An 18,778-nucleotide genomic window follows, 5' to 3' on the forward strand; every position below is an offset into this window, starting at 1 on the left:
TTTCGCAATACAAAGCTATTGGTTTCGACAGCCGCGAGCTGGCATCGGTTGCGCGCGAATGGCGCGCAACCTCAGGTGCGCCGAGCCTGCCCTGGCTGCTCGGCCTCGAAGACCGGCTGGATACGCACCTCGACCGGCAGGCCGTTGTCGCGTGCAAAGCGGGTGACGAAATTAAGCGCGTCGGGCAAGCACGCCGCAGCTCGCCCGGGCGAAACGTCTTGCTGTGATGCGGGATCCTCCTTCAACAAGAACGATTCGACGCTGTCGTGCGCTTTCGTCATGAGTATGTAACCGATGGCACGGGCACCGCTTCGTGCTCGTTCACGTGCTCGGCAGCCATCGGCGCGCCCGCCTGCTCGTCGGGCGACGCGAGCGCCGCTGCGGCCTCTTCGATCAGCGCGGGGTTCCGCTGAGTGGCGTTATCCATCTGCGAGACAGCATGGTTGATCCGGTCGATGCCGCGCGGCCAATTCGGCATGCACTCGCTCGAGCACAGCCACTGTCCGCTTGCTTTGTGCGACGAGCGTTTCGTACTTGCCGGGATCCACCCGCACTGGCTGCGACGCTTCGCTGCACGGCGTAAGGTAGCGCAGCGCGGCGGTCTCTTCGGCGTACATCCTTTCGAGCGCGTGATCGGTGCTATGCAAGCCGGCAATCGACGTCGCCATCACGGGCATCAGCGCCGCCGAAAAGCCGGTGATTGTCATCGTCAGCGCACGTGGACGGTCGTGTTCCTGAACATGATTACGTCTTGATGCATCGACCAGAAAAAGCGGCGAGCGGACCAGTCCGCCGCCGCAATCCGGAGCCCCTCTGATGGAAAATACCGAGGAGATAAAACGGGGATCAGAAGCGCGTACGGATACCCGTGGTCGCCTCGACCTGGTTGGTCGCACCGAAAGTGCTGCCAACCGTGTAGCCGCCGTGCAGCCTCATGTAGTCGGCGGCCAGATAGACTTCCGTGCGCTTCGAGAGGTGATAGAAGATCGAGCCGTACAGCGTTTCCTTGAAGCCATTGTGGAGGCCCAGGGTCGAATCGAACGCGCCGATGTTCGCGTTCGGGATATTGCCGTCGCCGTTGTATGCGGCGTTATGCACGCGCATTTGCTGATAGCCGAGCTCGTAGTCGAGCGCGCCCTTCGGCGACAGCTTGAACGACACCGTCCATGAATTGTCCTGACGCTGTCCAAGCGCACCCTGGTCGCCCCAATAGCGGAAGTAGCCGGCGTTGGCACGCAGGATGCCGAACGTATAGTTGCCGCCGACCGAGTACGTCTGGTTCGTGAAGCCCTGGCGATTCACGTGGTTGTAGAATGTCGACACGGCAAACGCGGGGCCGTCGTAGCCGAGGGCGACCTGGTAGTTGGCGTTGTTGCCGAAGCTCGTCGAGTTGCCGAACGCGTAACCCGCGGCCGCGAAGATGCCGTTGTCGAACAGCTTCTTCCACGCGATGCCGTTCTCGTAACGGGTGCCCGTCGCGCTCCCCGCGTAGAAGATCATCTGTTTGAAGTTGTTGGCGTTCGTCCAGCCGCCTTCTTCCGTCGTGAGCTGCGCGTTGCCGTATGGGTCGCCGTAGATCGCTGCCGCGTCGCGTGCGATCGTGTTCTGGAAGCCCGCCGTCAACTTGCCAAACGTGTCGTTCTGGACGCCGACCCATGCATCGCGGTCGAAGAGCTGGCCCGGGTCTTCCATCTGGCCATCGCTCACCCGGTATTCGCTTTCCAGGCGGAAGATGATCTTGGTGCCGTTGCCGATGTCTTCGGCACCCTTCACGCCCCAGCGGCTGCCGCTGAACCACGGCTCGCCGCCGATGCCCATGCCGATCACGTGATTGCCGTTTGCGTCGGCGTGGGATTGATACGTAGGAACACTCAGATCGATCAGGCCGTACAGCTGAACGCTGGACTGCGCGTGTGCGCTGCTCGCTGCCATGGCGCCGGCTGCGACGGCGAACGCGAGGTACTTTTGCTTCAAGATTGTCTCCTCAGATTGCTGCGTTGAATTTCTGATTTGTCCGCTGCCGGTTACTGCCCGCCGGCTGTCCGGCCGCTATGGCGAACAGCGGATGAGACGAATCCTAATTACCTCAATCCTTCACGCTCCTTTCGCGTCTGATTCGTACAACTTAGTGATATTACTGATATAGGCAAATTAAATCTTGCATCCACTCACGGCGCATCCCTGGTCCGCAGGATGTAGCCAAGACCGCGCAGCGTCATGATCTGCGCGCTCGAACCCGCGAGGTGCTTGCGCAGGCGGTGGATGTAGATGTCGATGGCGTCCGCGCTTGGCTCGTCGTCGAGGCCGAACACGCTGTCCATCAGCGTGGTCTTCGAAATCGTCTTGCCCTGCCGCAGCATCAGCATTTCCAGGATCGCGTGCTCGCGACGCCGCAGGTTCAGCGGCACGTCACTGTGGCGGAACTCTCGCGTGTCGGAGATGTACTGCAAGTCGCCGCACATGAGCCAGCCCGATTTGTCGCTCAACTGCCGGCGGATCAGCGCCTTGATGCGCGCCACCAGCTCACGGCCATCGAAGGGTTTCACAACGTAGTCGTCCGCGCCGGCGCTGAAGCAGTCGACCTTGTCATCGATCGAACCATGCGCGGTCAGCATCAGCACTGGCACGTTGTCGCGCCTGCGGCGCAAGCGCGCGAGCACGTCCTTGCCACTCATGCGCGGCAGACGCATGTCGAGCAGCACCACGTCGTAGCGCTGGGTAGTCAACACGGAATCTGCGGATTCGCCGTCGAGCACGCAATCGACGGCGAAATTCTCCGCGCGTAGCAGGTTAACGATCCAATGCGAGAGTTCGACATTGTCTTCGACGAGCAGCAGCTTCATTCTCTTTCCTCATTCCTCCACGCGGGCAGGCGAACCGTGATGACGAGTCCAACCCGCCCTTCGCCCGGCGACATGGTAACCGTACCGCCGTGCGACAGCGCAATCTGATGGACGATCGCGAGCCCCAGCCCGGAGCCCTCGACATCGCTCGCCACCCGGTAAAAGCGCTCGAAGACATGCGCGCGCGCTTCGGCGGGAATGCCGGGACCGTTGTCCACCACCTGCAGCAACACGTGACTACCCTCACGCCGGCAAAGCACGGTCACGCTTCCTCCTTCGTGCGTGTAGCGGATCGCGTTGTCGGCGAGATTCGACACGAGCGCCGCGAGCAGGCTCTCGCTTCCGGCCACATAGGTGCCCTCAGCCAACTCGGCGCCGAGATCGATCTGGCGCCGCTGCGCCGCGCCCACCAGTTCCTCCAGCACCGACGACACCACCGCCGTCAGATCGACCCTGGCCTGCACGCGCGGCAACGACACCGACTCGGCCTGAGCGAGCAGCAACAACTGGCTCGTCATATCCGCCATCTTCTGGCTCGTGCGGCGAATGCCCGTCAATGCCTCCGTCAACGCCGGATCGCTCGGATCGTATTGACTCGCGCATTGCACCTGCGTGTTGAGCAGCGTCAGTGGCGTGCGCAATTGGTGCGCCGCATCGGCGATGAATTGCCGCTGCGTTGTCGTATGCAGCTTCAGCCTCGCGATGCACTGGTTGATCGCATCGACGATCGGGCGCAGCTCGGACGGCAGATGGTGCACGCGGATTGGCTCAAGCTCCATCGGCTCGCGATCGGCGACGTCGTTCTTGAGCTTCATCAACGGCCGCAATTCCATGGTCAGGCCGAACGGCACGAGCACCACGACCAGGGCAAGCATCAGCCACTGGCGAATCAACTGCGGACGCCATAAATCTTTCAGCATGGCCTGCCGAGATGCCTGCGTCTTGCCGACGATCACCGTGACCTTCTCGGCCTTGCCAGAGTCGTACAACTGCCGTTCATAGGCCACCGCGCGAATCGGCAGTTCGCCCAGCCAGGTGTTGTAGAACACCGGGTACCGCGTGCTGCCCGCCGGCAGCGTGAGATCGGGACTTCCGCCGAGCAGCCGGTCGCGGCCGGCGACCACCTTGTAGAACACGTGGTCCTGATAAGGCGACTCGAAGATTTCGAGCGCGGCAGGCGGGATATTCGCCGTCAGCGCACCGTTCTCCCAGTCGACGTCTTCGATGATGGTTCGCGCGGAGGACAGCAATGCGGCGTCTTGCAGCAAGTCGGCAGTCTGGCACGCGGCAACGTACGACATGTAGTCGGTAACGAAGACAAAGAGCGCGAGCGGCAGCAGCAGCCACAACAGCAGACGCGCACGCAAGCTAAGCAACATTCAACACTCTCCAACATGATCCGGCCGTACCGATGATGAGGCCGGCAAAACGCGACGCCGTCCTTGCCTTTTCCGGCAAGGACGGCTGTCTTTGAGAAGCAAGCCTCAGAACGCAGCGGGCCTCCACTTCAGCAAGCGCTTTTCCAACGTGGTCAGCAGATAGTCCGTAGCGAGTGCGACCACGGCCAGCACGATCATCGCCGCGAACACGCCGCTCGCGTTGAATGCCCCCTGTGCGGTCGAAATCAGCAGACCGATACCTTGCTTGGAGCCAAGAAACTCGCCGACCACCGCACCGACCAGGGCAAAGCCGAAGCTCACATGCAGGCTCGCGAGAATCCATGACAGCGCCGATGGAATCACGACGTAAGTCGTCAGCTGGCGCTTCGAAGCGCCCAGGATCTGCGCGTTCGCGATCATGTAGCGGTCGGCTTCGCGCACGCCCTGGAAGGCATTGCCGAATACGACGAAAAATACCATGACCACCGCGAGCGCAACCTTGGAGGCCATCCCGAGGCCAAGCGCGATCACGAACACCGAGCCGAGCACCACGCGCGGAATCGAGTTGGCGATCTTGATGTAAATGTCGAACACATCGGCGAGCAGCTTGTTGCGGCCCAGCACGACACCGCACACGATGCCGGCGACCGAGCCGATAAAGAAGCCGATCAAGGTCTCTTCAAGCGTAACCCACACCTGCACGAGCAGCGGCCCCTGCGATGTGCCGTTCTGGAACCAGTCGACGATCTGCAAGAAGATCAGCGACGGCATCGAGAAAAAGAATGGGTCGATCCATTTCAGGCGCCCGCAGAGTTCCCAGCCGCCGAGCAGGAGCACAAGCACGAGAATCCGCAGACCGATGATCAGGGCGTGCCGCTGCCGCAGCTTGCGTCGCGCGATCTGTTCGATCCTGGCCGCCGATTCGCCGTCGAACTCCATCTTCACAGAGCTATCACGAGATGCCATGAGTGTATTCCGTTGTGCCGTCGTTTTAAGCAATTTGTACTTCCTCGCGCAAGTCGCGCCAGATATCGCGCGAAATTTCGATAAAGCGCGGATCGTAGCGAATCTCCGACGTGACGCGCGGACGCGGCAGGTCGATCTCGTAGACCTTCTTAAGCGTCGCCGGGCGCGCGGTCAGCACGAACACGCGGTCGGCGAGTGCGATCGCTTCTTCGAGGTCGTGCGTGACGAACACCACCGAGCCCGCATTCGCCGACCACAACTGCAGCAGCTCGTCCTGCATCAGCGTGCGAGTCTGCATGTCGAGCGCGGAGAACGGCTCATCCATCAGCAGGATTTCCGGCTTGTTGATGAAAGTCTGTGCGAGCGCCACACGCTTTCTCATGCCGCCCGACAACTGATGCGGATAGTGCTTGCCGAACTTCTCGAGACCAACGCGGCGCAACCACTGGTTCGCCTCGTCGTAGGCCGCCGATTTCGAGCGGCCGCGAAAGAGCGGGCCGGCTGCCACGTTGTCGAGCACCGAGCGCCACGGGAACACCGCGTCTGCCTGAAACACGAAGCCGATGCGCGGATCGATGCCGTTGACGGGCGCGCCCATCAGGTGCACCTCGCCGGCGGTGGGCTTCAGCAGCCCCGTGATCATGCTGAGCGTGGTCGATTTACCGCAGCCCGTTGGGCCGACAATTGCGATGAATTCGCCTTGCGCAACGGACATGCTGAAATCGCGCAACGCGACGGTTGCCTTGCCGTCGGGAGAAATGAAGCGGCACGACACAGAGCGGAATTCGATAACCGGTGCGTCTTTGGGTAGAACTTGGTTCATCGGGAACATCCTGGGAAAAACCGGCGCCGCGCGAAGCGGCTCCGAAGCGCAATAAAGTCAGGCCGCACCTGACGCACGAATGCAATCGGCTAACGCCGGCTTACTTCGCGCTGACGAATTCGTTCGTGTAGGTTCTGGCCAGGTCCACATGCTTGCCCTTGACCGACGGGTTGAAGGCCGACAGCACCTTCAACACAGTGGCCGGGCCGTCGTCGGGCATCTTGCCGTCCGACGTGTACATCGGCAGCGAAGCCTTCAGCGCGCTTACGTAGAGCAATTTGTCTTTCTGGTAGTCGCCCGGCATCTTCGCGGCGACTTCTTCCGCGCTGTGCGTGTGGATGAATTGCATCGTGCGCACGAACGCATGCGCAAGCTTGCCGGCCTGAGCCTTGTGCGAATCTGCCCATGCGGCCTGCACGTAGAGGCTCGCCCCCGGGTAGGTGCCGCCGAGCGCGGCCTTCGTGCCGTCGACCGAGCGCATGTCGACTAGCACCTTCGCCTCGCCCGATTTCTGCAGCGCCGAAACGGTGGGTTCGGTGGTCATGCCTGCGTCGATGCGGCCTTGCCTGATCGCGGCGATGAAGCTCGCGTCGGCGCCCACGGGCAGCATTGTGTATCCCGTCGATGGGATACCGTGCTGGCCAGCGAGGTATTGCGTGAGAAAGCTCGTCGACGAGCCGAGGCCCGTCACGCCGAGCGTTTTGCCCTTGACGTCGGCCATCGACCTGATCGCGTCGGCCGACTTTGTCGACACCATCTCGACTTCGCCCGGCACCTGCCCGAACACGACGATCGCCTTGACTTCCTTACCCTTGGTCTGCAGGTCGATGGTGTGATCGTAGAAACCGACGACGCCCTGGACAGCGCCCGCGAGCAGTTCGTTTTCGGCGTCCACGCCAGCGGGCTGCGACAGCAGCTCGACGTCGAGCCCTTCATCCTTGAAATAGCCGAGCTGTTCAGTAAGGCGTGCCGGCAAATAGATCAGCTTCGTAATTCCGCCGACCATGATCGTAATCTTTTCGTCGGCCATTGCATGTTGCGATGCAATACCGAATAACAGGCTGGACGTGAGGGCGATATGGCGAAACGTGCGGAAGGTGAGGCGCATCGATTGTCTCCGTTCTTATCGGGAGCCGGCCCAATGCCGACTATCTGTGTCGATGGCGGGATTCTAGAGGTGCAAACCCTTCTTCCTGCTTTCACGCAGATGCACCTTCCGTACGGGATTTCCATGATTTGGCGCGGTCTCCCGTTCCCCGGGGACTTCAATGAGGGCGTCAGAGGCCAACACCGTCGTCGCCAACCGCGTGCCGTTCAACCTGAGCGTCGTTGGCGTCCACGAGCACGAAGGCCATTGTGTGTGGGACCTGCGTTACAACAGCACCACTGATATCCGCTCGCAGCTGAATTTCATCGACACGCGCGACACCAATCTTCGTGCTATCAGTTCGCGTCACGTTATCCCGACTTCCGTGACCGCAACGGGATTGTCCGCGTTGCGACAATAAATGCGGCAACTCCATGAAGCACCGAGGTCAAACTCAGCATCCTGAAGGGAGTTGCGCACGCTAGCGCTGCCTGGTGGATGCCTTGATTTCCATCCAGATTGCTCCGTCTCAGCAAATTGCGTCGAAATAGAATATGATGATCATCATGCCAAGATCATCATTCAACGGGAAAGCCGCCAGCCGCAAGGAAATCACGCACGCGCGCATCGTCGAAGTTGCCGCGCGTGCGATCCGGCGCAGCGGCTACGACGGGACGGGCGTGGCCGACATCATGAAGGAGGCCGGCCTGACACATGGCGGCTTCTACGCGCACTTCCCATCGCGGGAGGTGCTGCTCGCCGAAGCGGCTGACCGCGCCGGTGCCGAGTCGGTGGCCCTATCGGAGCAAATCGCCGCCTCCGTGCCACCGGAGCAGGCATTGCCGTCGATGGTGCACGCCTATCTGTCGAAGGAGCACCGTGAAGGCATCGAGACAGGCTGCCCGATCTCCGCTCTTGGCTCGGAGATGCCGCGCCAGGCGCCGGTCGTTCGGCGCGCAGCTACCCGCCGCATCAAGGAGATGATCGATGTGGTTGCGCGCCAATTGCCTGACTGGGGCCAACCGGGGGCGCATGAACAGGCACTGATGATCGTTGCTACCATGGTCGGCACCATGGTGCTGGCGCGCGCCGTCGACGACCCCAGGTTGTCGGACGGTTTTCTGGAAGCCGCATTGAAGAAATTCGCACCCACTGACGAGTAAATCGGCTTGTTCGACGCGCGTTTTTGCACGGCCCTAAATATGATGATCATCATATTATTTCAGAACAAACGCTGATCTAACCACGCCAAGACACGGCTCACTATCGGAAGGAAGGACATTATGAAAAGCGGAATAGCCATCGTCACGGGCGCCTCGTCAGGCATCGGCGAAGCCACGGCAAACCGCCTCACCAAGGCCGGGTACAAGGTCTACGGCACCAGCCGTCGCGGAACGCAAGCCGGCCAGCGGACGTTCGAAATGCTGCCGCTGGATGTAACTAGCGAGCCATCCGTCGAGGCAGCCCTCAAGGAAGTACTGAACCTGCACGGCCGCATCGACCTGCTGGTGAACAACGCTGGCTTTGGCATCGCCCCTGCCGCAGCAGAAGAGAGTTCGCTTGACCAGGCACGTGCGATCTTCGATACGAACTTCTTCGGGATTGTCCGCATGACGCGCGCCGTGTTGCCCCATATGCGCCAGCAAGGTAGTGGCCGCATCATCAACATCGGCTCTGTGCTGGGTTTCCTGCCCATGCCCTATATGGCGTTGTATTCCGCCACCAAGCACGCGGTAGCAGGCTATTCGGAGTCCCTCGATCACGAGTTGCGCACGATGGGCATCCGGGTATCGGTCATTGAGCCTGCCTACATCAAGACGTCGTTTGATGCGAACTTGATGACGCCCGATGCTCCCCTCGACGAGTACCGCGAGATACGCGCGGCAGTGGATAAGCGAGTCAAGGAGGTGATCGAGAGCGCTAACGGTCCTGAGATTGTGGCCGAGACCGTGTTGCAGGCCGCCCTCGCGGCTCGTCCGAAACGCCGCTATGCAGCCGGCGGAGTCGCCGGACGTCTGCGATTGCTACGCAGATTTGCGCCTGCGAGCCTGGTGGACGCCGGCATTCGCAAAGACCTTCGGCTCGCGACGTAGGCGCGATTACCTGACACAACAAGAAGCGGACAAGGAAGAAGGAACCATGATGAAGGCATTCGTCGTCGATCGATATGGACGCAAGAATGGCGTACGGGCCGGCGATATGCCGGCTCCGGAACTGCGCGAAGATGACGTGTTGATCCAGATTCACGCCGCTGGTGTGAATCCGCTCGATTCAAAGATCAGGGATGGGGCGTTCAAGCTCATTCTGCCCTATCGCTTGCCACTGATTCTGGGCAACGACCTGGCTGGGGTCGTTGCCCGTGTCGGATCGCGCGTGCGACGCTTCAGACCGGGCGATGAGGTCTATGCGCGACCACCCAAAGACCGGATCGGTACTTTCGCGGAATTCATCGCGATCAAGGAAGACGCGGTGGCTCTCAAGCCCAAAGCGCTCAGCATGGAAGAAGCGGCTTCGATCCCGTTGGTGGGCCTGACTGCGTGGCAGGCGCTGGTCGAACGAGGGCAACTGAAGAAGGGACAGAAAGTGCTCGTACACGCCGGCTCGGGCGGCGTTGGCACCTTTGCCATTCAACTGGCGAAGCACCTGGGCGCGATCGTCGCGACGACCGCGAGCGCCCCGAATGCCGGATTGATGAAGCAGCTCGGTGCAGACATCGTCATCGATTACAGGAAAGATGACTTTGCTGCTACGTTGAAAGACTTCGACGTGGTGCTGGATACGCAGGGCGGAAATACGCTCGAAAGGTCACTGCGAGTGCTCAAGCCGGGTGGCAAGCTCATCGGGATCGCCGGTCCGCCCGATCCTGATTTCGCTGCACAGATAGGTGCCTCCTGGTTCCTGAAAACGGCGATGCGCTTTCTAAGCTATCGCATCCGGAAGGCGGCCAAACGTCGTGACGTCAATTATTCGTTTTTATTCATGCGTGCCGATGGCGACCAGCTAGGTCAGATCGCGTCGCTTGTTGAAGCAGGTGCGATCAGGCCGGTGATCGATCGGGTTTTCCCGTTCGAGTCAACTCAAGAGGCTTTGGCTTACGTCGAAACGGGACGAGCAAAGGGTAAGGTTGTCATCAGGATCCGATAGAAGGACGGACCTCCGTTTGCTTCGTCACGACTGAAACGGCGCTTATGCAGTGAATTTCTTGTGACCATCTCCGCCCGCAACTAGCAAGGTACCTCTGTGCTTAGTCCTGGAGTCCTTTAGGCGGTTCGTAGCGAGGGAAACCGTTATATTCGGTGATTCGTTCAGCGTTGGCGAGCGGCCAGGAATGTCGGGCGTTGGGTACCCCTCCGTCCACGCGGATCACTGTACCGTTAATGAAGGCCGAGGCCTCCGAGAGCAGGAAAACCGCAGCGCTTGCGAGCTCAGATTCGGTACCAAAACGTTGAAGCGGCACTTTATGCTTCAGTTGGCGGAGCAATGCCTGGTATTCTTCGTTATAGCTGTCCATGCCTGCGGAGGCGATCCACCCCGGCGCCACGGCGTTCACCCGGACGCCGGCATGTCCCCACTCACAGGCTGCCGTCTCGGTCAAATTCCAGACACCCGCCCGTGCGGCGCCCGAATGACCCATCCCCGGCATGCCCCCCCAGATATCCGCGAGCATATTCACGATCGCACCACCGTGACCCGCCATCCATTGGGTAAAGCACTCGCGCGACATGAGGAATGTCCCGTGCAAGTTATTACGCACTACAGCGTCCCAGCCATTCAGTGAGATTTTTTCCAGCTTTGCCGGGAATTGTCCACCGGCACAGTTAAACAGGCCATCGATGCGACCGAAGTCCGCGAGAGCCGCCGCAACCGTCTGTTTCACGCTGGCTTCATCGCGAATATCGCAAGAAAATAAGCCGATTCGGTCCGCACTTTCCGGATAGTCCACATTGAGCTCGTCACGAACGGCAGTCAGTTTGTCCGGATTCCGTCCGACCATGATCAGCGTCGCGCCCAGCGAGGTAAGCTCATGCGCCGTGCAGCGACCAAGGCCACTTCCGGCACCGGTTACCATCACAACTTTTCCGTCAAACAGGCCCGGTCGAAACACCGAACGGTAACGGGCACTGACTGATTCATTTACACGGTCCTTCATATCGTCTCTCCGAATTGGCGATGCGGGCGCCCGGCTTTTGGTGCCAATTGTTCCGTAAAGAAGTAACTCCGTGAATCGGCTGCAGGTGCAATCATGTTGCTCGATCACAGTCCGAGCTTTTCTCGCAAATTAGTACCTTTAAAGACCTGAAATGCGAGAAATGAATTCCATAGTTTGCAGCGCGTCTCTGCGTCGATGGTAAAGGCCTGCTCGCCAGGGATAGTGGCTCGGCAGGCGCTTTAACCCGCATCAGATACATATCGTGAATCATGCTTCCATCTGAGCGGAAATCCGCTGCTGACTGTGTCGGGTCAGGCCGGGTTGAACGGCAACTGGCGCTGCGGCTTGCCGGTGAGGCTCGCGATGGCGTTGGCAAACGCGGGCGCCAGCGGCGGCAGGCCGGGCTCGCCCATGCCGGTGGGTGCGTCGGCGCTCGGCACGATGTGGACATCGAACTCCGGTATGTCGGTGATGCGGGCCACCGTGAAGTCGCCGAAGTTGCTCTGCTCCACCTCGCCGTTCTTCAATGTGATGGCGGCGCCAGGCAGACACATAGACAGCCCCATGACCGCCGCGCCCTGCACCTGGGCCTCCACACTGCGCGGGTTCACGGCCAGATTGCAATGCACTCCGCCGATGACGCGATGTAGCACGGGACGGCCTTCTTGCACCGAGGCCTCCACCACATAGGCCACCACCGAGTCGAAGGACTCATGCACGGCCACGCCCCAGGCGCGGCCGGTCGGCAACGGTTTCTTGCCATAGCCGCTCCTGTCCACCGCCAGTTGCAGCGCGGCACGGTGGCGCGGGTGCCGGTCGCCGAACAGGCGCATGCGGTAAGCCACCGGATCCTGCTTCGTGGTGCGTGCGATATCGTCAAGCAAGGTCTCCATCACGAAGGCCGTGTGGGTGGAACCCACGCTGCGCCACCACAGCACTGGCACGTTGGGCGTGGGGTGGTGCACGGTCAGGCGCATCGGCAGCGGGTATGGGCCGCGCATGCCCTCCGTGGCTGTGGCGTCGATGCCGTTCTTCACCTGGAATTGCTCGAATACCGTGCCCGACGTGATGGACTGGCCGACGATGACGTGATCCCAGGCTAGCACCTTGCCGCGCGCGTCGAAACCGATGCGTGCGCGGTGCAGGTGTATGGGGCGATAGTAGCCGCCCCTGATGTCGTCCTCGCGGCTCCAGAGCGTGCGCACCGGCGCGTTCAGGCCGGCGGAACGGACGGCCTTGGCCACCTCACAGGCCTCGACCACGTAATCGCTCGTGCCCGCGAAGCGCCGGCCGAAGCCGCCGCCCGCCGTCTGCACGTGCACCTTCACCTGCTCGGGCTTGAGACCCACCGCACGCGCGGCCGCGACACCGTCCAGACCGGCGCACTGGGTGCCCACCCATAGCTCGGCGCGTCCTTCGGAGAGCTGGACGGTGCAGTTCAGCGGCTCCATCGGTGCGTGGGCCAGGTACGGGAACACAAACTCGGCTTCCAACTGATGCGGGGCAGCGGCGAGCGGCGTCATATCGGCGTCGAACTGGCGCGGACCAGGCCGACCGGCCAGCTCGCGGTACTGGGACAGCAACTGCTCGCTGTCCACTTTCTCCACGGAAGCCGTGTCCCACTGCAGCTTCAGAGCGGCGCGCCCCTGCCTGGCCGGCCAGTAGCCGTCGGCCACCACGGCCACGCCTTCACCACCACGGTCCAGTGGCACACGCAGTACGGCTTTTACTCCCTTGATGGCGCGCGTGGCGCTGTCGTCCACCGTGGTCAGTCGCGCGCCGAACACGGGCGGATGGGCCACCACGGCGGTGAGCTGACCGGGCAGGTGCGTATCGATGCCGAAGTCCTGACGTCCACTGCTCTTGGCCTGCGCATCGAGGCGCGTGGTGGGGCGGCCAATGATGCGGAAGTCCCTGGGGTTCTTCAGCGTGACCCTCTCGGGCACAGGGAGCGCCATGGCGGCTTCTGCCAGTTCACCGTAGCTCAGCTTGCGGCCACCGGAGCCCAGCACGATCCCGGCCCGCGTGTTCAGCGTGGCCACGTCCACCTTCCAGCGTGCTGCCGCCGCGGACAGCAACATCGCCCGCACGCGCGCGCCGAGCTCGCGGTATTGCGTGAAGCTGTTTTTGACCGAATGGGACCCGCCGGTGAGGTGAATCCCGAACAGCGGGTCGACGTAGGCCGCGTCGTTCGAGCCTTGCCGGCTGCGCACCAGATTCCAGTCCGCGTCGAGCTCTTCGGCGAGAATCATCGGCAACGCAGTCTGCACGCCTTGCCCGAACTCGAGCCGGTTGATGGTCACCGTGACCTCGCCATCAGGAGCGATTTGCACGAAGGCCGACGGCTGTTGCGTCGGCTTCAGGGCGCTGGCCGTCTGGCCGCTGCCGCCGGTTTGGCCTATGGCGAGGTAGGGAAACACGCCAAGCGCCAGTCCGCCGGCCCCCGCCAGCTTGAGGAAGCTGCGGCGCGGCAGCGTGGCGGCTTCCCCGGCCCGGCCACTGGTCAGCAGGTGCTGCAGGGCGCGTGGCATTTCGCTGTAGTCGAATTCAGGCAACATGGTGGCTCCTTCAGGCCAGCGCCCTGGCAGCGTCGGCCACCGCGGTGCGGATGCGGGCATAGGTGCCGCAGCGACAAATGTTGCCGGCCATGGCCGCGTCGATCTCTACGGTGGTAGGCTGCCTGCCGCGGGGCAACGCCTTCAGGAACGCCGTGGCGCTCATGATCTGGCCGCTTTGGCAGTAGCCACACTGCGCGACGTCGTGCTTGACCCAGGCTGCGTGCACGATGGCGCCGACCTTGTCGCTGCCGTCGGTGGTGGCTTCGATGGTGGTGATCTGCCTGCCCTGGGCCGCCGAGATCGGCGTAACGCAGGAGCGGATGGCCTGCCCGTCCAGATGCACAGTACAGGCGCCGCACAGCGCGGCGCCGCAACCGAACTTCGTGCCCGTCATGCCCAGCGTGTCGCGCAAGGCCCAGAGAATGGGGGTGTCCGGGGCGACGTCGACCGTGCGCTCACGGCCGTTGACGTGGAGCGTGCTCATGATGGGTCAGTCCTTCGCAGGTTAGGTGTGTCGTGGCAAGGGCAACTCGCCTCGCGATCAGAAGCTGCCGTCCGTCGACTTCGAAAGCGCCTCGAAGGCGTGCACCGCTTTCAACCGAGCCTCCACAGCCGGCCCGACCGCCGCCAGTGCATCGCTTCCGGCCACGAACACTCTGGGCGGAGTCTCCATGCCCACAAGCTTTACCAGGACCTGGCCGAGCTTGTCCGGATCGCCCGGTTGCTTGCCGGCATAGGGGGACCACATCGCGTCGGCGCTGACCTCGGCGGCGGCGTAATCGTCGATACGCTTGTCCGGCCATTTGGCGTTGGCTGCGGCCAGCAGGTCCGTGCGGAAGAATCCCGGCTCGACCACCGTGATCTCGATGCCGAACTTTCCGACCTCTTCAGCCACAGAAAGCGAGAGCCCCTCCACGGCGAACTTGCTCGCGCTGTAGGCGCCGCAGTGCATCAGGCCGACAGCGCCTGCCACGGAACTGACATTGATGATGTTCCCGGAGCGCTGCTTGCGCATGATCGGCAGGGCCGCCCGCATCACGTTGCTCACGCCCCAGAAGTTCGTCGCGAACAGGTGTTGAATGTCTTGCGTCCCCAGCTCCTCGTAGTTGCCCAAGAGGCTGTAGCCGGCACTGTTCACGACTACATCGACACGCCCGAACTTCTTTTGCGCCTCGTCGACCACGGCCGTTGCCTGGGCCTCGTCGGAGACGTCCAGCCGGAGAATCTCCAGGTTCTCGCCGGCCAGGTCGAGCAAGGCATTGCCCACCTTGTCCGGGTTCCTGCCTGTGGCAACGACCCGATCACCTGCCTTCAGTGCGGCCCTGGCTGTACCGGCGCCGATGCCGCTGCCAGCACCCGTGATAAACCACACTTTGCTCATGCTCAAACTCCCAGTCCTGGTCAATGCCTGTCACTCTAGGCAGATTGACTGAGAAGAAAAACACCCTGGTGCTGAACACGCTTTGAAGATATTCTTCAAAGTATGAGACTCAACCAGCTTGATGGACTGCTCGCATTCTGGAAGGTCGCAGAGTACCGCGGGTTCTCTGCCGCCGCGGCAGCGCTCGAGGTCTCGCCTTCTGCGCTCAGTCAGGCGATCCGCCACCTGGAAGCCCGGCTCGGCGTCAGGCTTCTCAACCGGAACACGCGTAGCGTCAGCCTCACTGAAACCGGACAGGCATACCTGTCCCGGATTGGGCCGGCGTTGAGCGACGTACTGGAAGCCGGGGAGCAACTTCATGAGCTTCAGGGCCGGCCATCGGGCGTGCTGCGCATCAACGCAGCGCGAATCTCGACCGCCATGGTCCTCCAGCCGCTGCTGGCCGGGTTCCTGAAAGCCTATCCGGACATCCAGGTGGAGCTCACGAATGACGAGGGCTACGTGGACATCGTCGAAAGAGGGTTCGACGCGGGCATCCGAATGGGAGAGAGTGTGCAGAAGGACATGATCGCCGTGCCTCTCGGTGGCCCGGTTGCCGTATCCATTATTGGCTCTCCCGACTACTTCAGGCAGCATCCTGTGCCACGGCACCCCTCCGATCTGATACATCACAACTGCGTGCGATTCAGGTTTTCAGGCAGTGGGGCCATTCACAAGTGGGAACTCGAGGTCGAAGGCCGTATCGTCGAGTACGAGATCAGCGGCAATCTCACGATCAGCGACTCATTGTTCTCGATTGAAGCTGCGCTGGATGGGATTGCACTGGCGTACACGTTCGAGCCGCTCGCGCTTCCTCACATCCGGGCCAGGAAGCTGAAACGCGTCCTGAGCAGCTTCTCACCGACTTTTCCCGGGTTCTACCTGTACTACCCGAGCAGACGGCAGCAGCCTGCCAAGCTGAAGGCGCTGGTGAACTACGTGCTGGCGCATTCCAGCTCCGGGACGATTGGAATGTCAGCGACCGTGCCCGCGACAGACCTGTAGTAGTACGCCCATTTTTTCGGTGACCTAAAGTCTGGGTCGGACCGATAAATTCCGCACGAAGGTTAGCATCGCGCAACCATTAGACAGTGGCAACAACGAAACAACCTGCCGACTGTACCGACGGCCATTCGAATCAGGATGCAAAATTCGAATGGCCGGTTTGCCCCAATCAACGGTCAACCGTTACACAAACGTGATCGGCCGCTTGTGGCCGATGCCGCCCTTCCCTCGCGTGCGCGGCCGCGCTACCAGGATGTTTGCCGTGAGAAGGCGCGAGTTATAGCCGCAAGCTGGATGTTCCCCGCGCCGGCCCCTTCACCGGCCGGTCCGAAGTACCTTGACGAATACGCGCCAGATGCGGTCGTCGGCGTATGCAGGACCGCGAAGCCGAGTGCTGTTTGCCTCCCTATCGTTTGGTCGTTGATGTCGTGTCGAACGGTTGCCGACTTCAATTACGTCATTTCGTGTGAGTAGGAGTGGGACAATCACCCTTGCTCCATAACAATGCCGGCTGGAGCGTGACGCCACGCACCCACGCGGATGGTTGCATCAACTGTGTGCCTTGCGCGACCGCGTCGACAATAGACACCTCTCCAGCAATCCAGGTCATTGTCCTGTTCGGTATTCGTGTAAGCTGGTGCCGGAATTGATCCGGTAAATGCGGATAGCGTTGTCGTACCAGACAGCGTGTTGCTCAGCCGCACTCCATTTACGGCTCGCGAGCACCGCCGCGAACGTCCGCACGAGCGCCGGAAAGGTCACACGCAGCCCGGCCACCGGGAAGTTGCTCGCGAACATGCAGCGCCCGGCACCGAAGATCGCGAGCGCATCGGCGATGATCCGCCGGTTCTCGGCCTCGTCCCACACGGCGTCTCGCAGCCCGAACTCGGATAGCTTCAACGAGACGCGCGGTAACGCGGCGAGCGCCTCCATTCCCCTCCGCCAGGTTGCGAGGCCCGCCTCGGTGCGATCCCACGGCAAGCCCGCGTGCTCCAGCACGACATTGACCGACGGTGCATCGGCGAGGCGTTGCGCTGCGTCGCCGAGATGCCAGAACGGTAAGCGGAGATCCCAGCCCATGCCCTGCGCGGCGAGCCGTTCAAGCGCTCGCGGCCAGCGCGGGTCGGCGAGCGTGCCGGGTCCGTCGAGCGCGCCGCCCGGCGCCGTCGATGTATGCGGCTTGAAGCGTACGGCGCGTACGAGCGGGTAAGCCGCCTGTTCGGAGAGCCGTTCGTCCGCATCGTCGGCCAGCAGGTCGACCCACGCGACGACCGCAGAGGGCAGCGACGCACGCGCCGCAATTTTGTGCAACCACCGCGTCTCGGCAAGCGCATCATCGCGCGCGCACTCAGCCTCGACATGCACGCTCGCGACCACGGGCGCTCCTGCCGTTGCACTACGGTACGCGTCGACGTCGAAATCGCGGCACAACGAAGCGTAGTCGCCGAGCATGAAATGCGCGGGGTCGTACGCATCCTGGAGCCACGGATAGCGCGGCGCGCCGCCGAGATGCCACAGATGATGATGCGCGTCGACGATCGCGTCGGGTAGCGCGAGCGGGTGATCTGCCCCGCCCGGATCAGCGCGCACCGGGGACCACATGAGATGCATCCGGTTCGCGCAGTGTCGCAAACTCGTTGACGAAGCGCCACGCGCGCAGATCGAGTTCGCGCACGTGGTCATCATGGAAGGACACGTACGCGGCGGGCCGCTCCGGATGGAATGACAGCGCAGTCGGATTCGCTGGCAGCGCGATGCGCTCGATTTCCTCGAGCTGTGTCGCGTCGAACACCGAGATCGATTGTTCGCCAGAGTTCGTCAGCAACAGCAGGTCGCGGCCGTCTGGTGCGCTCGTCCGGTAGATCCGGTTCGGGTCGCTACGTGTCTTCACCCGCCGCCCGCAGGTCATCGTCCCGGTGTCGACTGCGACAAGGGTGTCGTCGCCGCGGTTCGCGATATATAAAGTCTTCTCGTCGCTCGACAGCGCGTTGCCTTCGGGGCGTGGCCCAGGCATCACGGCGCGCGGCGCGACAGTCGCGTCGCGCGGATGGAATTGTGTGACCGTGTTCGACAGAAGATGCACGCCGTAAGCGCGGCTCGCGTCACGCGTCAAGGTGACGAGATGCGTCTTCACGCCACCCGACGGCACCGCCATGTTCGGCACGTCCTGCTCGCGCGGTCGATCGAATACGAGCAGCATGTCGTTCGCCTCGCTCATCGCATACAGGCGGCCAGTGGCATCGCTCGCCATCCCATGAGGACGGTAGTACGGCCAGATGTCGAGTATCCGCGTCAGTCTTCGTTCATGCAGGTCGATCTCGGCCACGCGATGGTCGCCGTCCTGCCCGCGCGTCCAGGCCGTCTCGATCCCGAAAATGCCGACATATGCGTAGCGCCCGTCCACATCGACCGTGAACTCATGCGGAAAGTTTGGCAGAACGATGTGCTTGAGCACCGTTCTCGTTTCGAGGTCGTAGAAGCTGAAGGTGTGCGCGCATTTCTGCACGAGTAGCAGGATATCGTTCATCGTCCCAATCTCCATGTTGC

20 protein-coding genes are annotated in these 18,778 nt (G+C 62.1%); 5 read left to right on the plus strand and 15 right to left on the minus strand.

What is annotated here, in order from left to right:
• Positions 1-71: 71 nt before the first annotated feature.
• The 9 genes from C2L64_RS53985 to C2L64_RS52225 all read right to left on the minus strand — a co-directional run bounded on the left by C2L64_RS53985 (position 72) and on the right by C2L64_RS52225 (position 7,119).
• Entirely contained in the window at positions 72-281 is a 210-nt protein-coding gene (locus C2L64_RS53985; RefSeq protein WP_086917291.1) for a hypothetical protein, read from the minus strand.
• Complete coding sequence (locus C2L64_RS53990; RefSeq protein WP_158660683.1) at positions 278-427, minus strand: hypothetical protein; 150 nt, start codon at positions 425-427, stop codon at positions 278-280. The genes C2L64_RS53985 and C2L64_RS53990 overlap by 4 nt, the downstream gene beginning before the upstream one ends.
• A complete protein-coding gene (locus tag C2L64_RS52195) occupies positions 420-707 on the minus strand; it encodes a hypothetical protein (protein WP_086917290.1) in 288 nt (95 codons plus the stop codon). The genes C2L64_RS53990 and C2L64_RS52195 overlap by 8 nt, the downstream gene beginning before the upstream one ends.
• A gap of 139 nt (positions 708-846) precedes the next feature.
• Positions 847-1,974 (minus strand): porin, encoded by a 1,128-nt coding sequence (locus C2L64_RS52200; protein ID WP_090838350.1) that lies wholly within the window; start codon positions 1,972-1,974, stop codon positions 847-849.
• Between the two features lie 194 nt (positions 1,975-2,168).
• On the minus strand, positions 2,169-2,843 hold the full coding sequence (locus C2L64_RS52205) for a response regulator (RefSeq protein ID WP_086917289.1): 675 nt from the start codon (positions 2,841-2,843) through the stop codon (positions 2,169-2,171).
• Positions 2,840-4,222: a sensor histidine kinase gene (locus tag C2L64_RS52210; RefSeq protein WP_086917288.1), complete on the minus strand. Its 1,383-nt coding sequence runs from the start codon at positions 4,220-4,222 to the stop codon at positions 2,840-2,842. The genes C2L64_RS52205 and C2L64_RS52210 overlap by 4 nt, the downstream gene beginning before the upstream one ends.
• 105 nt (positions 4,223-4,327) lie before the next feature.
• On the minus strand, positions 4,328-5,161 hold the full coding sequence (locus tag C2L64_RS52215; protein ID WP_042304715.1) for an ABC transporter permease: 834 nt from the start codon (positions 5,159-5,161) through the stop codon (positions 4,328-4,330).
• A gap of 52 nt (positions 5,162-5,213) precedes the next feature.
• Positions 5,214-6,011, minus strand: coding sequence for an ABC transporter ATP-binding protein (locus C2L64_RS52220; protein WP_086917287.1), 798 nt, complete (start codon positions 6,009-6,011; stop codon positions 5,214-5,216).
• A 100-nt stretch (positions 6,012-6,111) separates the two neighbouring features.
• Complete coding sequence (locus tag C2L64_RS52225) at positions 6,112-7,119, minus strand: ABC transporter substrate-binding protein (protein ID WP_086917286.1); 1,008 nt, start codon at positions 7,117-7,119, stop codon at positions 6,112-6,114.
• Positions 7,120-7,279: 160 nt separating this feature from the next.
• On the opposite strand from C2L64_RS52225, the gene C2L64_RS52230 reads away from it, so the two are divergent.
• The 4 genes from C2L64_RS52230 (at position 7,280) to C2L64_RS52245 (ending at position 10,242) form a co-directional block, all read left to right on the plus strand.
• The gene (locus tag C2L64_RS52230; protein WP_086917285.1) at positions 7,280-7,519 is read left to right on the plus strand and encodes a hypothetical protein; all 240 of its coding nucleotides are present in this window, start codon (positions 7,280-7,282) and stop codon (positions 7,517-7,519) included.
• Positions 7,520-7,652: 133 nt separating this feature from the next.
• On the plus strand, positions 7,653-8,261 hold the full coding sequence (locus C2L64_RS52235; protein WP_090838348.1) for a TetR/AcrR family transcriptional regulator: 609 nt from the start codon (positions 7,653-7,655) through the stop codon (positions 8,259-8,261).
• Between the two features lie 120 nt (positions 8,262-8,381).
• A complete protein-coding gene (locus tag C2L64_RS52240; RefSeq protein WP_086917282.1) occupies positions 8,382-9,191 on the plus strand; it encodes an oxidoreductase in 810 nt (269 codons plus the stop codon).
• A gap of 49 nt (positions 9,192-9,240) precedes the next feature.
• The gene (locus C2L64_RS52245; RefSeq protein WP_090838372.1) at positions 9,241-10,242 is read left to right on the plus strand and encodes an NADP-dependent oxidoreductase; all 1,002 of its coding nucleotides are present in this window, start codon (positions 9,241-9,243) and stop codon (positions 10,240-10,242) included.
• Positions 10,243-10,342: 100 nt separating this feature from the next.
• Here C2L64_RS52245 and C2L64_RS52250 read toward each other — a convergent pair whose 3' ends face one another.
• From C2L64_RS52250 to C2L64_RS52270, 4 genes are all read right to left on the minus strand, one after another.
• Positions 10,343-11,248, minus strand: coding sequence for an SDR family oxidoreductase (locus tag C2L64_RS52250; RefSeq protein ID WP_086915676.1), 906 nt, complete (start codon positions 11,246-11,248; stop codon positions 10,343-10,345).
• Positions 11,249-11,559: 311 nt separating this feature from the next.
• Complete coding sequence (locus tag C2L64_RS52260) at positions 11,560-13,806, minus strand: xanthine dehydrogenase family protein molybdopterin-binding subunit (RefSeq protein WP_086915677.1); 2,247 nt, start codon at positions 13,804-13,806, stop codon at positions 11,560-11,562.
• 10 nt (positions 13,807-13,816) lie between these two features.
• The gene (locus tag C2L64_RS52265; protein ID WP_090838346.1) at positions 13,817-14,290 is read right to left on the minus strand and encodes a (2Fe-2S)-binding protein; all 474 of its coding nucleotides are present in this window, start codon (positions 14,288-14,290) and stop codon (positions 13,817-13,819) included.
• Positions 14,291-14,347: 57 nt separating this feature from the next.
• Positions 14,348-15,187 carry an SDR family oxidoreductase gene (locus C2L64_RS52270; RefSeq protein ID WP_103154430.1) on the minus strand — a complete coding sequence of 280 codons (840 nt, stop codon included), beginning with the start codon at positions 15,185-15,187 and terminating at the stop codon, positions 14,348-14,350.
• 102 nt (positions 15,188-15,289) lie between these two features.
• Here C2L64_RS52270 and C2L64_RS52275 point away from each other — a divergent pair, with 102 nt between their 5' ends.
• Positions 15,290-16,231 carry a LysR family transcriptional regulator gene (locus C2L64_RS52275; RefSeq protein ID WP_090836748.1) on the plus strand — a complete coding sequence of 314 codons (942 nt, stop codon included), beginning with the start codon at positions 15,290-15,292 and terminating at the stop codon, positions 16,229-16,231.
• 606 nt (positions 16,232-16,837) lie between these two features.
• Here the strand turns inward: C2L64_RS52275 and C2L64_RS52280 are convergent.
• Both C2L64_RS52280 and C2L64_RS52285 read right to left on the minus strand, forming a co-directional pair.
• The gene (locus C2L64_RS52280; protein ID WP_165904394.1) at positions 16,838-17,833 is read right to left on the minus strand and encodes an amidohydrolase family protein; all 996 of its coding nucleotides are present in this window, start codon (positions 17,831-17,833) and stop codon (positions 16,838-16,840) included.
• The gene (locus tag C2L64_RS52285) at positions 17,811-18,758 is read right to left on the minus strand and encodes a YncE family protein (RefSeq protein ID WP_086915032.1); all 948 of its coding nucleotides are present in this window, start codon (positions 18,756-18,758) and stop codon (positions 17,811-17,813) included. Before C2L64_RS52285 ends, C2L64_RS52280 begins: the two co-directional genes overlap by 23 nt.
• Positions 18,759-18,778: the final 20 nt, after the last annotated feature.

The sequence above is a fragment of the Paraburkholderia hospita genome (assembly GCF_002902965.1).
Classification (GTDB): domain Bacteria; phylum Pseudomonadota; class Gammaproteobacteria; order Burkholderiales; family Burkholderiaceae; genus Paraburkholderia; species Paraburkholderia hospita.